Raw genomic sequence first — 13,556 nt, forward strand, 5'->3', positions numbered from 1 at the left:
CATCCCTCTCCCCTCCTCCCGCTCCGCCCGGCCGCAAGCCCTTTATTATTCAGCGGAGATACGGCCAAGACCGATGACACCACGGCCATAGTCTGTTATTCTTGTTTTCTTGTCGCTCACCACAGCCGCATGCCGCGCCAATACGAGGGGAGGTCGGCCATGGCCAAGATACTGATTGCCGAAGATGACCGCATATCCCAGAAACTCGCCGTCAAGATCGTCGAGGAACTGGGGCACATCGCCTTTGTCAGCCCGCACGGAAAACACGCCTACGAAACGCTCCTGGCCAACAACGACATCGACCTGCTGCTGACCGACATCATGATGCCCGAGATGGACGGCCAGCAGCTCATCAAGACCCTGCGCGGCGACCAGCAGTTCAACGACCTGCCGATCATCATCATGTCCGCCGTGGTCGGCATCAGCGACATCTCCAACCTGCTCAAGCTCGGGGCCACCCTGTTCCTGGCCAAGCCGCTGGAACGCGCGGAACTCCAGGCCTACATCGCCCGGTGCCTCGGGAACAGCGACAAGGCCCTGCACAACTGATCCGGCCCGGCGCGAAAACCGCTTCGCGCGGCTTCCATTCCCCGGCGAAAATCGCTACATCCGTGGTGGGCGTGGGCCACTCGGGCCGCGCCGCCTCACCCCAAACGCAACCCACGGGAGCGATATGAAAACCCTGCTGCAATCCCTCTTCACCTGCGCCGTCCTGGTGCTGCTGGCCTGCCCGGCCGCCCAGGCCCAGGACCTTGAGAACACCCTGTACCTGGACCTCGCCGACGGGCGGGTGGTCATCGAGATGCGCCCCGACCTGGCCCCCAAGCACGTGGCCCGGATCAAGGAACTGGCGCGCATGAAATTCTACGACGGCATCGTCTTCCACCGGGTCATCGACGGCTTCATGGCCCAGACCGGCGACCCCACCGGCACCGGCCGGGGCGGCTCCGGCCAGAACCTGCCCGCCGAATTCAGCAACGCCCCGTTCAAGCGCGGTACCGTGGGCATGGCCCGTGCCTCGGACCCGAACAGCGCGGACAGCCAGTTCTTCATCTGCTTCGCCCCGGCACCGTTCCTGGACGGCCAGTACACCGTCTGGGGCCAGGTCACCTCGGGCATGGAGTTCGTGGACAAGATCAAAAAGGGGACCGGCCAGAGCGGCACGGTCAGCAACCCGGACAAGATCGTCACCCTGCGCGTGGCCGCCGACGTGAAGTAAGCGCCCCGCCCCGTTTTCCAACCAAGAAGGTCCCCGGTTCACCAAGGAACCGGGGACCTTTTTCGTCATTATCGCGACGGACCGCTACTGGTCGGTGTACAGGAACCGCTTGATCTTCTGGGTGGGTGTCTTCTCGAAGGGCTCGGTCTGTTCGACCACGCGATTGAGCCGGGCAAAGGAGGACACCTTGGAATTGACGTCCTTGTGGATGTCGTCGAGGATCTTGCGGATCTTTTCGCGGACCTCGGACTCGATCAGCTTCTTGACGTCGAACTGCTCGTCCAGGGCCTCGTAGTTGAGGTGGATGCGGGCCACCAGCCTGCCGCCGGACTCGTGGACCAGGGACTCCTGGACGTAGTCGTTGGCGTTGATGATGGACTCCACCTCTTCGGGATAGATATTCTCGCCGCTGGGGCCGATGACCACGTTCTTGAGCCGCCCCTTGAGGATCAGATAGCCGTCCTCGAACTTGCCCAGGTCGCCGGTCCTGAGCCAGCCGTCCTCGGTGAAGGTGTCTTCCGTATCCTTGGGGGCCTTGTAGTACTCGCGCATGATGTTCGGGCCCTTGGCCAGAATCTCGCCCTCGCCCGTCTCGGGATCGGGGTCGTCTATCTTGAGTTCCACGCCCGGAACGGCCGGGCCGATGGCCCTGAACCGCTGGACGTCGGTATTGATCCCGGCCAGCAGGGGCGCGGACTCGGTCATGCCGTACCCCTTGGCATAGGGCACCTTGGCGTCGATCAGAAAGAGCTCCACCTCGGGGGCCAGGGGCGCGCCGCCGATGCACAGGCAACGCAGGTCGCCGCCGAACGCCTCGATGAGCTTCCTGCCCGCCACCTGGGAGAGCTTGCGCCGGGTCACGCCGATCTTCATCAGCCCGCGCGTCACGCCCGAGCCGGTCAGCTTCTTCTTGATCCGGCCCTTGTAGATCTTCTCGATGATCAGCGGGACCACGTTCATGACCGTGGGTTTGACCTTCTGCATGGCGGGCAGCAGGGTCTTGGGAGTCGGCGGCTTCTGCAGGTAGAAGACCGAGCTGCCGCACATCACCGGAATGAGCAGCCCCACGGTGCACTCGTAGGTGTGGGCCATGGGCAGCACGGACAGGAAGCGGTCGGTCTCGTAGACCGGAATGGTGTTGACCCCGGAAATACAGTTCTGGACCAGGTTGCGGTGGGTCAGGACCACGCCCTTGGAGTGGCCGGTGGTGCCCGAGGTGTACAGGATGGCGGCCACGTGGTCGCCGGTCAGCTCGAACGGCTTGCCGGTCTTCCAATCGATGAACCGGCGGGCCGAGGCGCTGAACCACTCCACGGTCTGGTTGACGGTCTCCTTGTAGGAGTCGGAGAACCGGCCCATCTTCTCCCGCGCGGTGTCGCCGAACTTGTGCATCTTCTCCTTGGCGGAGTCGGACAGCTTGTCCCAGGCGCCCTCGCCCAGGGTCTCCACCCTTTCGCGGGCCGCCTCGGCGAACTGCTCGATACGCTCGCCCGCCGCCTCCAGCGCCTCGCGGTAGGTGGTCCTGGTTCCTTCCTCGTCCTCCATGGAAAAATCGTCCATGACCATGATGGTTTCGAGGTTGGGGAAACTTTCGCCCTCGACCTTGTCCATGTAGCGGCGCGAGGCCACGACCATCTTGGCTTCGGAGTGGCGCAGGATGTGCTGCACCGCGCTGGGGTGGAATTCCTGCAGGATGGGCACCACGATGGCCCCCATGGTGGTCACGGCGAAATAGGCGATGGCCCAGTTGGGCATGTTCTCGCCGATGAGGGCGACCTTGTCCTCGGGCTTGATGCCGAGGCCGCTCAGCACGGTCTGCAGTTCGTGCACGCTCTGGCCGAACCGCGCATAGGTCATGGGCTCGCCGTCCACAAAGGACAGGGCGACGCGGTCCGGGAACCGCTCCGCCGAACGGTTCAGCAAATCCTTCAAGGTCATGTCGACAGTCTCGCTCACACACCCTCCCCGATGATCATGAGACAAAAACGCGCCCCCGCGGCACGCCAACATGGCATATCACGTTACGGGAGCGCGTCAAGCGCGGGATGGGGACAACGGGCGAAACGGCCGGGCCGGGGCGGCCACAGGTCAGCCGAGGGCGAGCTCCACCGCCCGCTCGGCGTGGATACGGCAGGTGTCCAGGGTGGGCACATCGCTGTCGCCGGGCCGGACGAGCAGGCCGATCTCGGTGCAGCCGAGGATGACCGCCTCGGCCCCGCGCGCGGCCAGCGAATCGATGATGCGCACGAACTCGGCGCGGGAACCGTCCAGGAACAGCCCCCTGCACATCTCGTCGAAGATGACCCGGTCCACCAGCTTGCGGTCGTCGGCCTCGGGCACCAGGACCTCGAAGCCGTGTTGCTCAAGGCGGCCCACGTAGAAGTCGTCCTCCATGGTGAAGACGGTTCCGAGCAGGGCCACCTTGGAGAACCCGCCCCCGCTGGCGGCCTCGGCCGTGGCGTCGGCGATGTGGACGAGCGGCGCGGAGACCGCCGCCTCCACCTGGGGGGCCACCTTGTGCATGGTGTTGGTGCCGATGACCATGAGCTCGGCCCCGGCCTCTTCCAGGGTCCGGGCCGCCTCGGCCAGCTTATCGCCAACGGCTGCCCAGTCGCCCGCGCACATCAGCTCGCGCAGGGGGGCGAAGTCCACGGAGTTCATGAGGATGCGGGCCGAGTGCAGGCCGCCCAGGCGCGCCTTCACCGCCTCGTTCATGACCCGGTAGTATTCCAGGGAGGATTCCCAACTCATGCCGCCTACCAATCCGATGGTCTTCATGGTCCGCTCCTATGCGATGAAATAGCGGGCCGCGGCCACCAGGGCCATGCCCAGGGCCACGGTGCCGAAAAAGGACTTGGTCCGCCAGGCCAGGATAAAGGCCGGGACGGCCGCCCACAGGAAGTAGTTGTCCGGGGAGACGTCCACGGAGCCGTCTTTAAGCAACAGGGCCGGAAAGAGCATGGACGAGAGCACGGCGGCCGGGACGTAGGACAGCCAGCGGACCACGGGTTCGGGCAGGGTCCGGGAGGCCAGGGCCACCAGCGGGACCATGCGCGGGATGTAGGTCACGGCGAGCATGCCGACGATGGTCAAGAAGACTATTTCCTGGTCCATGATTCCACTCCCGCGCCAAAGGTTGCGCCGATGACCGTGGCCAGGATGACCGACCACTGGTCCGCTCCAGCCTGGTACAGCATCAGGGCGAGCAGCCCGCTGAACCCGGCCACCAGGACGTGCAGGCCGTTCTTCATCTGCATGACCAGCAGGGCGATGAACATGGCGGGCAGGGCGTAGTCGATGCCCAGCGGCTCCACGCTCGGGATGGACGCCCCGGCCAGATAGCCTGCGAACGAGGCCAGGGCCCAGGATATATGGGCCAGCCCGTTGATGCCGAAACAGGTGATCTTGTTCAGGTCGCCGCGCGCGAACCGCACCGAGTGCACGGCGAACGACTCGTCCGTGACCTCGTAGGCGAACAGGGCCAGCTCCCATTTGTTCCAGCTCTTCAGGTTCGGGGCCAGCGACGCGCTCATGAGCAGGTGGCGCAGGTTGACCACGAAGGTGGTGGCGATGATCGACACCGGGTTCAGCCCGGCCGCGAACATGGCCACCGCGATGAGCTGGGAGGACCCGGCGAAGACCAGGATCGACATGAGCACGGTGTTGAGCAGGGAAAGCCCGGCCTGCTGGGCCAGGACCCCGTAGGCCGCGCCAACGGGAAGGTAGCCCATGACGATGGGCGCCACCTGCCGGGCGGCGGACATCATGGGGGAGCCGGGCTGTTCCCCGGCAAGGGCTTCTGAGGTCATGAAGAGCTTCTCTTTGATTGTTTTTCGGGCCATCGCCCGGTTAATCCGCTGTATCCTTACCTTGCAGTAGAGCCGATTTTCTGTAATCAGTACAGATACAGTTTAAACAATAATCATACGAAACAGATTACGGTGAATCCATGGAAACCTATCGTTACCAGACCGTGGAAAGGAACGTCATGACCATGATAGACGCGGGCGCGCTCGCGCTGGGGGACAAGCTGCCCTCCTTGCGTTCCCTGAGCGCCAAGCTCGGGGTGTCCGTGTCCACGGTCAACCAGGCGTACCTGGAACTGGAGCGCAAGGGGGTCATCGAGGCCCGGCCCCGGTCCGGGTTCTTCGTGCGCCGCAAGGCCAGGCGGCTGCCGCGCACCGAGACCTCGCCCGCGCCCCTCACGCAACCCAGGCCGGTGACCCGCATCGGGCTGATACAGAGCGTGCTCGAATCCGTGGGCGCGGCCGACCGCGTGGCCCTGGACGTCATAGCGCCCGGCCCCCAGCGCATGCCCCTGCGCGAACTCGGACGGATAATGGCTTCCATGGTCCGGGCCGAGCCTGAACGGGCCATGGCCTACGCGCCCATCCCCGGCGATCCGAAGCTCGTCCGCCAGATCGCCTACCGGTCCATGGAGTTCGGCATCCCGGCCAGGCCCGACGATCCGCTGATCACCGCCGGGTGTCTGGAGGCCCTGTACCTTTCCCTGCGCTCCACCTGCCGCTCGGGCGACACCGTGCTCATCCAGTCGCCCACCTATTACTGCTTCCTGCAACTGCTCGAAACGCTGGGACTGCGCGCCGTGGAGGTGCCGTCCGACCCGGACCACGGAGTCGCCCCCGAGGAGCTGGCCCGCGCGCTCAAGACTTTCGACATCGCGGCCTGCGTGTTCGCGCCCAATTTCAACAACCCGGACTCCAGCCTGACCCCGGACGAGGCCAAGCGGGAGATCGTGGACATGCTGGCCAAGCGCGACATCCCCCTGGTGGAGGACGACGTGTACACGGACCTGCATTTCGGCCCCAAGCGGCCCGGCACCTACAAGCAGTTCGACAAAAAAGGGCTGGTCCTGCTCTGCTCGTCCTTTTCCAAGACCATCGCGCCCGGCTTCCGGGTGGGCTGGATGCTGCCCGGCCGCTACCGCCAGAAGGCGCTCGAAATCAAGGCGACCACCAACGTTTCCAGTTCCTCCCCGGCCCAGATGGCCATCGCCGAATACCTTCGCCAGGGCCGCCTGGAGCGCCATCTCAAGAAGCTGCGCACGGACCTGGAGCGGCAGATGGACACCATGCAGTTCCACCTGGAACGCAACTTCCCGGCCGGGACCAGGGTGACCCATCCGGTGGGCGGAGCAGTCCTCTGGCTGGAGCTGCCCAAATCCGTGGACTCGGTGGAGCTGTTCTTCCAGGCCCGGGCCGAGGGCGTGGGCATCGCGCCCGGGGCCATCTTCTCCACCCAGGACAAGTTCGCCAACTACATCCGGTTGAGCTGCGGCCACCCGTGGACCGACGAACTGGAACAGGGAGTACATACCCTGGGCAGGCTGGCCGGGTCCATGTGCCGCTCCTGATCGGGGCCATCGCCTTTTCCGACTTTACCCTGCCCGCGTCCCCGCGTATCTTCTCGCTCCTATACCCCCGCAGAGAGAACCGCATGCGCAACATCGATCCCAAACAGAAGTCCTACGGCTTCGCCGCCGCCCTGGCCGCCTTCTTCGGCTGGGGGCTCCTGCCCGTCTACTGGAAGTCCCTGATCACCGTGAATCCCTTCGAGATTCTCTGTCACAGGGTGGTCTGGTCCCTGGTCTTCATCGCCGTCATCCTGACCCTGCGCCGGGGCTGGAACGCGACCTTCGCCCCGCTCAAATCCAGACGCGACCGGCTCATCCTGACCGCCAGCTCCCTGATGATCGGGTTCAACTGGCTGCTGTACATCTGGGCCGTGAACAACGACCACGTTCTGGACACCAGCCTGGGCTATTACATCACCCCCCTGGTCAACGTCCTGCTCGGCTTCGTCTTCTTCCGCGAACGCCTGCGCCCCCTCCAGATGATCGCCATCGGCCTGGCCGCCCTGGGCGTGATCAACTCCGTGGTCGCCCACGGCCATCTGCCCTGGATATCCCTGGCCCTGGCGGTCAGCTTCGGCCTGTACGGACTGCTGCGCAAGGTAGCCTCGGTGGAGTCCCTGCCCGGCCTGTTCCTGGAGACCATGGTCCTGGGCCCGTTCGCCCTGGGCTACATCCTCTGGCTCCAGGCACACGGGGCTTCCGCCCTGTCCCACCAGGGAATCCACGTGGACCTGCTGCTCGTGGGCGCGGGCGTGGTCACGGCCTCGCCGCTCATCGGTTTCGCCTACGGCGCGCGGCGGCTGCAGCTGACCACCGTGGGACTGCTCCAGTACCTGGCCCCGTCCATCGCCTTCCTGCTCGGCGTGTTCGTCTACAGGGAGCCGTTCAACGCCAGCCACCTGATCACCTTCGCCCTGATCTGGTCCGGCCTGGCCGTGTACACCGCGGAATCGATCGTGACCATGCGCGCCCAGCGGCGTCTGGCCGATTCCAGACACACGGCCTGACCCACGGCTCGCAACCGTTGACAATCACGGCCATATCGTCTATCGTCGATTTACGATAAATAATCCCCGGAGGCGCCATGTTTTTCACCCCTCCCCTGCACAGCGAAGACGAAGTCTTTCTCGCCGAGGTCTGCAAGGGGCTGGCCCACCCGGCCCGCATCCGCATCCTCAGGCAGCTGCTGACCGAGCACAGCTGTACCTGTGGGCAGCTCGTGGACGAGCTGCCCCTGGCCCAGTCCACGGTCAGCCAGCACCTCAAGGTTCTCAAGGAAGCGGGCCTGGTGCGCGGCGAGGTGGAGGGCCCCCGGACCTGCTACTGCGTGAACCGGAATACCGTGAACAGGTTCGACCCGCTCATCCTCGCGCTCCTGTCCATCACGCCGGAGGCCTCATGAATCCGTTAACGCCCCGTCCCGAGGAAAAGGATCTCAAACCCCTGGGCCTGATGGCCCCGCCCCAGGCATGCGCGACGGACCTCTGTCCGCCCGCCTCGCCACAGGACGACGCCCCGTGTTGAGGCCCCAAGCCCGACCCCCGTGCCGGGGTCTTCGAAAAACCGGGATACGCCGTCGAGCCGTTCGTGGACGGGTTCGTGGACACGCCCGTGGGTCCGGTGCCCCGCGTGCGCACCCGGATGCTCCCGTCCGACCGGCTGGGCACGGCCCTGACCCGTCTGGGGGCGATCCGCAGTAATTACAAGGTGGTGCCCGGCCTGTACTGCGTGGGCGACCCCACCCCGGATTCCCCGGTCCTGGTCACGGCCAACTACAAGCTGACCTTCGACGCCGTGCGCCGCGAGCTCTCCGGCATCGACGCCTGGCTACTGGTGGCGGACACGCGCGGCATCAACGTGTGGTGCGCGGCGGGCAAGGGACTGTTCGGCACGGACGAGATCGTCTACAGCGTGAACCGCGCCAAGCTCCACCAGGTGGTGGCCCACCGCACCCTCGTCCTGCCCCAGCTCGGGGCCACGGGCGTGGCCGGACGCGCGGTCAGAAAGGCATGCGGCTTCAAGGTCTTGTGGGGGCCGGTGCGGGCCGAGGACCTGCCCGAGTATCTGGCCAACGGCAACCGCGCGGACCGGGACATGCGCATGGTCACTTTTCCCTTGAAGGAACGGGCCGTACTCATCCCGGTGGAGATATTCCTGCTCTGGAAGACCCTGGCCTGGACCGTGCCCGCGCTCTTCCTGCTCTCGGCCATCGGGCCGGACGTCTTTTCGTTCTCCGCGCTGTGGCACCGGGGGATTGCCGCCCTGCTGGCCACCCTGTCCGGCGTGCTGGCGGGCTGCGCCGGGGTGCCCCTGCTCCTGAACCGGCTGCCGTGGCGATCCTTCTGGCCCAAGGGCGCGCTCACCGGGGCCGTGGCCGGGCTTGCGGCCGCGTTCCTGCTACCGCTGAAGGGCGGGCTCGAACCCGCGGCCATCCTGTTGTGGACCACGGCCGTGTCGTCCTATCTGGCCATGAACTTCACCGGCTCCACGCCGTACACCTCGCCCTCGGGCGTGGAAAAGGAAATGCGCCGGGGCATACCGCTCCAGGCCCTGGCCGGACTCTCGGCCCTGGTCCTGTGGCTGGCCGCGCCGTTCGTCAACTAAAGGAGGCCGTGATGAAGAATTTCCGTTACCTGGACGGCGTGGCCACGCTGGCGCTCGATACCGACGCCTGCATCGGCTGCGGATCGTGCGTGGAGGTCTGCCCCCACCGCATCCTCGATATGCGCGAAAAGAAGGCGGCCATACTCGACCCGGACGCCTGCATGGAATGCGGGGCCTGCGCCACCAACTGCCCGGTCCAAGCGGTCACGGTCACGCCCGGCGTGGGCTGCGCCTCCTACCTCATCTCGGTCTGGCTGCACAAGCTCACCGGCCGCAAGGTCGAGTCCGCCTGCTGCTAGTCCAGGAACCGCGACGGCAGATCGGCCACGGTCATGACCGGCGCGTATGCGGCCTGAAGCGCCGCAAGGAACGCCCCGTGCACCTGCGCCGCCGGGACGATGCGGCCGTCGAACTCCAGGTCGCGGGTGGCCGAGGCGTCGGACAGGACCGCGCACTCGAAACCGAGGTCCACGGCCGCGCGCACCCCGGCGTCCAGGCACATGTGGGTCATCATCCCGGCCACGGCGAGGCGGGTCGCGCCCGCCTCGCGCAACCGCTCGAGCAGGTCGGTCTCGCGGAAGCTGTTGGGATAATGCTTGGTGACCACCGGCTCGCCCTCTACGGGCAGGACCGCGTCGTGGATGGCCGCGCCCGCCGTGTCGGGCAAAAAGAAGGTCGCCCCCTCCTTGATCGCCTCGTGGCGCACGTGGACGACGGGCAGGCCGCGCTCGCGGAACAGCCGGAGCGCCTGCACCGCCTTGAAGGCGGCGGGTTCGGAACCGACGAGTTCCATCGCCCCGCCGGGGAAATAGTCATTTTGCAGATCGATGAGCAACAGGGCCGTCTTCATGGGCACCTCCATTTTGCGCCCAGCATAGCCGCCCCTGCCGGATGGGGTCCAATCGGTTTCCCCGATAAGGGCATCAATATATCCAATATACATCATCTGAAGACTTGCTACAAAATCCCCACTGGGCTATGTATTGGAGAATCAAACCATTAACCGGTGTGAAAACCACCGCTCTCAGGCCCGACGATGAACGACATCCCCACACGCGACGCCCTGTGCGTCGTCTGGAGCTCCCCGAACCCCGAAGTGGCCGACAATCTGGTCTTCATGTACACCCAGAACGCCTTGAACAAGAGCTGGTGGAAACAGGTCCGGTTGATCATCTGGGGCCCCACGGCCCCGCTCGTGGCCCGCGACGAACCCATCCGGGCGCGTCTCAGGGAAATGATGGCCGACGGCGTGGAGGTCTGGGCCTGCCGGGCGTGCGCCGAAAACTACGGGGTGGTAGAGGAACTCGAAGCCCTGGGTGCGAACGTACTCTATGTTGGCGAACCCTTTACCGAAATGCTGAAAAGCGGTTGGACGCAGTTGACATTCTGACCGGCCCCCCACACAGTACTGGAACCGGATAACAGGGAGACGAAAGTGAGCAGCATGCAACCCGCGAGGGCCGAAAGGCCGGACAAGCCCGTGCGCATCCTTATCGCCGAGGATTCGGAGAGCAACCAGATGCTCCTCTCCCTGTATTTCACCGACTCCGGCTACACCCTGGACTTCGCCGACAACGGCCGCGAGGCCGTGGCCCGCTTCAAGAACGGCTCCTACGAGCTGGTGCTCATGGACATCTTCATGCCGGTCATGGACGGGCTCGACGCCACCCGCGAAATCCGCTCCTTCGAGAAGGAACGCGGCCTGCGCCCCGTGCCCATCGTGGCCGTGTCCGCCAACGCATTCACCGAGGACAGAAAACGCTCCATGAAGGCCGGGTGCTCGGACTTCATGGCCAAACCGATCCGCAAGGCCCCGCTGCTCAAATTCATCGCCCGCACCCTGGGGGAGACACCCCAACCATGAGCCGCGCCGACCTCCTCCACAACATCCTTAAACTGCAGGAACCGGAAGCCGCCCTGGCCTGCCGGACGGAAGGGGGACCCCCGAGCGAAGCCCGTATCATCGAAGTCAACGAGGCCGCCTGCGCCCTGCTCCGCCTGACCCGCGAGGAGCTTTTGGCCAGGACGCCGGGCCGGGTCATCACCAATTTCGCCGCCCTGGCCGAGGGGCAGAGCCTGTTCGAAACCGGCTCCCGGCGCATCGAGCACACCCTGTGCGGCAGGGACGGAGCCACGCCCGTGGAGATCCGCTCCCACGCGCTCGAACTCGACGGCGATTCACTGTTCGTGGTCATCCTGCGCGACATCACCGTGCGCAGGCGGCGCGAGATGAAGTCCGACCTGGACGAACAGCGGTTCAAGACCCTGTACGCCCTGTCGCGGATGTTCGACCGCACCGAGGAGGAAATCCTCGACTACGCCCTGGTCCAGAGCGTGTACATGACCGACAGCCGCATGGGCTACATCGGCTTCCTGGACGAGGCCGAGACCGAGCTGCGCCTGCGCCCGTGGGCCGTGCCGGGCCTGGGCGCGTGCACCGTCGACGACCCGTCCCAGATCTTCCGTGTCGACGGGGCCGGGCTGTGGGCCGACGCCATCCGCGAACGCCGGGCGGTCATCACCAACGACTATTCGGACAGCCCGGGCAAGCGCGGTACCCCCGAGGGCCACGTCCCGCTCATCCGGCACATGAACGTGCCGGTCATCGAAAAGGACCGCATCCGCATGCTGGTAGGGGTGGCCAACAAGGACGAGGACTACACCGAATCCGACGCGGTCCAGCTCGCCCTGATCATGGAGCGGGTCTGGCACATCATCCAGCGCAAACGCATGGAGGCGGACCTGATCCGGGCCATGCGCGAAGCCCGGCAGGCGGACAGGGCCAAGAGCCAGTTCCTGGCCAACATGAGCCACGAACTGCGCACCCCCCTGAACGGCATCATGGGCATGACCCAGCTGCTGCTGGGCACCGAAGGACTGACGGACGAGCAAAAGGAATATCTGCGGCTCAGCCTGGAATCGAGCGTCCAGCTCTCCGGGGTCCTGACCTCGCTGCTCGATCTCTCGAACATCGAATCCGGCGGCACCGGCCTGAGCTGCGTGGACTTCGACCTGGCCGAGGTCATCCGCTCGGCGGTCGATCCCCTGCTCCACCAGGCCGAGATCAAGGGACTGCGCCTGCGCTGCAACCTGGACCGCGGGCTCCCGGCCATGGCCCGGGGCGACGCGGAAAAGCTGCGCCAGGTGCTCATCAACATGGTGCACAACGCCGTGAAGTTCACCGAAAACGGCTCCATAACCGTGACCGCGAGCTGCGAGCCGGTGACCGATGCGCCGGACCGGGTCAGCCTGTGCATCGCGGTGGCCGACACCGGCGTGGGCATCCCGGACGACAAGCGGGAGGCCGTGTTCGAAAGCTTCATGCTCGGCGAGGAGTACATGACCAAACGCTACAGCGGCGCGGGGCTGGGGCTGGCCATCTCCCGCAAGCTGGCCGGGATCATGGGCGGGGCCATCGACCTGGAAAGCCGTCCGGGCGAGGGCTCGGTCTTCACCCTGACCGTGCCTCTGCAACGCTGTCCCGACCGGGCCGACGAATGCGCGGCCCGCCGGAACCTGAATATCCTCGTGGCCGAGGACGAAGAGGTCAACGCCCTGGTCACCTCGCAGCTGCTGCGCAACCACGGCCACGCCGCCACCGTGGTGGACAACGGTCAGCAGGCCATCGACGCCCTGATGGACGGCGGCTTCGACCTGGTGCTCATGGACGTGCAGATGCCGGTCATCAACGGCATGGAGGTCACGGAGATCATCCGCTCGGGCGCGGCCGAGGGCATAGATGCCGACATCCCGATCATAGGCCTGACCGCCTATGCGGGCGAAGAGGACCGCAAGCGTTTCCTCACGGCGGGCATGAACAAGGTCGTGACCAAGCCCTTCGACGCCGGGGAACTGCTCGACGCCGTGTGCACCGCCGCTGCCGCCCGACCTATCTGACCAGCGGCAGCCCCTGCCCCTGCCAGTCCCTGATCCCCTTCGACATATGCAGAACCCGGGCGAAACCGAGCCGCCCGAAGATCTTCATGGCCTGCGCGCTGCGGTTGCCCGACCGACAGTAGACGAGATACTTCGCGTCCGGGTCGAGCTCACCCAGGCGCTGGGCGAAATCCGCATTCAGGAAGTCGATGTTCAGCGCGTTTTGGATGTGCCCTTCGGCGTATTCGCCCGGGGTCCGGATGTCGAGCACGCGGATGTCCGGGTCTTCGGCCAGCGCGGCCTGGGCCTGGACCGCGCTCACGGCGGTCACCCCGTCCGGCCCGGCCTGGCCGTATTGCCGGTATACGAAAAAAGCCACTGACAGCGCGGTCAGGATAATGACGATATATCTGGGATTCACGCGGGTCCTCCGAATGGTTTTTCGAAAAAAAGGCCGCACCCGGCGACAGGTGCGGCCTTGAT

Annotated in this window: 16 protein-coding genes; 10 read left to right on the plus strand and 6 right to left on the minus strand. The window is 65.6% G+C overall.

From position 1 onward, the window contains the following. Positions 1 to 159 precede the first annotated feature (159 nt). Both ACR42D_RS13015 and ACR42D_RS13020 read left to right on the plus strand, forming a co-directional pair. Complete coding sequence (locus tag ACR42D_RS13015) at positions 160 to 549, plus strand: response regulator (protein WP_484567218.1); 390 nt, start codon at positions 160 to 162, stop codon at positions 547 to 549. A gap of 124 nt (positions 550 to 673) precedes the next feature. Then, positions 674 to 1,219, plus strand: a complete 546-nt coding sequence (locus ACR42D_RS13020; RefSeq protein WP_484567219.1) for a peptidylprolyl isomerase — start codon at positions 674 to 676, stop codon at positions 1,217 to 1,219. A gap of 84 nt (positions 1,220 to 1,303) precedes the next feature. On the opposite strand, the gene ACR42D_RS13025 is transcribed toward ACR42D_RS13020, so the two are convergent. From ACR42D_RS13025 to ACR42D_RS13040, 4 genes are all read right to left on the minus strand, one after another. Beyond that, the gene (locus ACR42D_RS13025; protein ID WP_484567220.1) at positions 1,304 to 3,175 is read right to left on the minus strand and encodes an AMP-binding protein; all 1,872 of its coding nucleotides are present in this window, start codon (positions 3,173 to 3,175) and stop codon (positions 1,304 to 1,306) included. Positions 3,176 to 3,307: 132 nt separating this feature from the next. Then, positions 3,308 to 3,997: an aspartate/glutamate racemase family protein gene (locus ACR42D_RS13030; protein WP_484567221.1), complete on the minus strand. Its 690-nt coding sequence runs from the start codon at positions 3,995 to 3,997 to the stop codon at positions 3,308 to 3,310. 9 nt (positions 3,998 to 4,006) lie between these two features. Beyond that, positions 4,007 to 4,333 (minus strand): AzlD domain-containing protein, encoded by a 327-nt coding sequence (locus ACR42D_RS13035; protein ID WP_484567222.1) that lies wholly within the window; start codon positions 4,331 to 4,333, stop codon positions 4,007 to 4,009. Then, complete coding sequence (locus ACR42D_RS13040; RefSeq protein ID WP_484567223.1) at positions 4,318 to 5,028, minus strand: AzlC family ABC transporter permease; 711 nt, start codon at positions 5,026 to 5,028, stop codon at positions 4,318 to 4,320. The genes ACR42D_RS13035 and ACR42D_RS13040 overlap by 16 nt, the downstream gene beginning before the upstream one ends. 140 nt (positions 5,029 to 5,168) lie before the next feature. Here ACR42D_RS13040 and ACR42D_RS13045 point away from each other — a divergent pair, with 140 nt between their 5' ends. From ACR42D_RS13045 to hgcB, 5 genes are all read left to right on the plus strand, one after another. Continuing rightward, positions 5,169 to 6,593, plus strand: a complete 1,425-nt coding sequence (locus tag ACR42D_RS13045; RefSeq protein ID WP_484567224.1) for an aminotransferase-like domain-containing protein — start codon at positions 5,169 to 5,171, stop codon at positions 6,591 to 6,593. An 83-nt stretch (positions 6,594 to 6,676) separates the two neighbouring features. Further along, positions 6,677 to 7,600 carry an EamA family transporter RarD gene (rarD, locus tag ACR42D_RS13050; protein ID WP_484567225.1) on the plus strand — a complete coding sequence of 308 codons (924 nt, stop codon included), beginning with the start codon at positions 6,677 to 6,679 and terminating at the stop codon, positions 7,598 to 7,600. 77 nt (positions 7,601 to 7,677) lie between these two features. Further along, complete coding sequence (locus ACR42D_RS13055; protein ID WP_484567226.1) at positions 7,678 to 7,995, plus strand: ArsR/SmtB family transcription factor; 318 nt, start codon at positions 7,678 to 7,680, stop codon at positions 7,993 to 7,995. Between the two features lie 50 nt (positions 7,996 to 8,045). Continuing rightward, on the plus strand, positions 8,046 to 9,197 hold the full coding sequence (hgcA, locus tag ACR42D_RS13060; RefSeq protein WP_484568465.1) for a mercury methylation corrinoid protein HgcA: 1,152 nt from the start codon (positions 8,046 to 8,048) through the stop codon (positions 9,195 to 9,197). Positions 9,198 to 9,208: 11 nt separating this feature from the next. Then, positions 9,209 to 9,496, plus strand: a complete 288-nt coding sequence (hgcB, locus tag ACR42D_RS13065; protein WP_484567227.1) for a mercury methylation ferredoxin HgcB — start codon at positions 9,209 to 9,211, stop codon at positions 9,494 to 9,496. Here the strand turns inward: hgcB and ACR42D_RS13070 are convergent. Further along, positions 9,493 to 10,047, minus strand: a complete 555-nt coding sequence (locus ACR42D_RS13070; RefSeq protein ID WP_484567228.1) for a cysteine hydrolase family protein — start codon at positions 10,045 to 10,047, stop codon at positions 9,493 to 9,495. The genes hgcB and ACR42D_RS13070 overlap by 4 nt on opposite strands. Positions 10,048 to 10,233: 186 nt before the next feature. Between ACR42D_RS13070 and ACR42D_RS13075 the strand changes: the two genes are divergently transcribed. The 3 genes from ACR42D_RS13075 to ACR42D_RS13085 are packed head-to-tail and all read left to right on the plus strand — an operon-like array spanning position 10,234 to position 13,094. Continuing rightward, complete coding sequence (locus ACR42D_RS13075) at positions 10,234 to 10,587, plus strand: DsrE family protein (RefSeq protein ID WP_484567229.1); 354 nt, start codon at positions 10,234 to 10,236, stop codon at positions 10,585 to 10,587. Between the two features lie 54 nt (positions 10,588 to 10,641). Beyond that, on the plus strand, positions 10,642 to 11,061 hold the full coding sequence (locus ACR42D_RS13080; RefSeq protein WP_484568466.1) for a response regulator: 420 nt from the start codon (positions 10,642 to 10,644) through the stop codon (positions 11,059 to 11,061). After that, positions 11,058 to 13,094, plus strand: coding sequence for a hybrid sensor histidine kinase/response regulator (locus ACR42D_RS13085; RefSeq protein WP_484567230.1), 2,037 nt, complete (start codon positions 11,058 to 11,060; stop codon positions 13,092 to 13,094). The genes ACR42D_RS13080 and ACR42D_RS13085 overlap by 4 nt, the downstream gene beginning before the upstream one ends. Here ACR42D_RS13085 and ACR42D_RS13090 read toward each other — a convergent pair. Next, entirely contained in the window at positions 13,087 to 13,494 is a 408-nt protein-coding gene (locus ACR42D_RS13090; protein WP_484567231.1) for a rhodanese-like domain-containing protein, read from the minus strand. The genes ACR42D_RS13085 and ACR42D_RS13090 overlap by 8 nt on opposite strands. Positions 13,495 to 13,556: the final 62 nt, after the last annotated feature.

It is taken from the genome of Pseudodesulfovibrio sp. lm2024 (assembly GCF_051175575.1).
GTDB lineage: Bacteria > Desulfobacterota > Desulfovibrionia > Desulfovibrionales > Desulfovibrionaceae > Pseudodesulfovibrio > Pseudodesulfovibrio caledoniensis.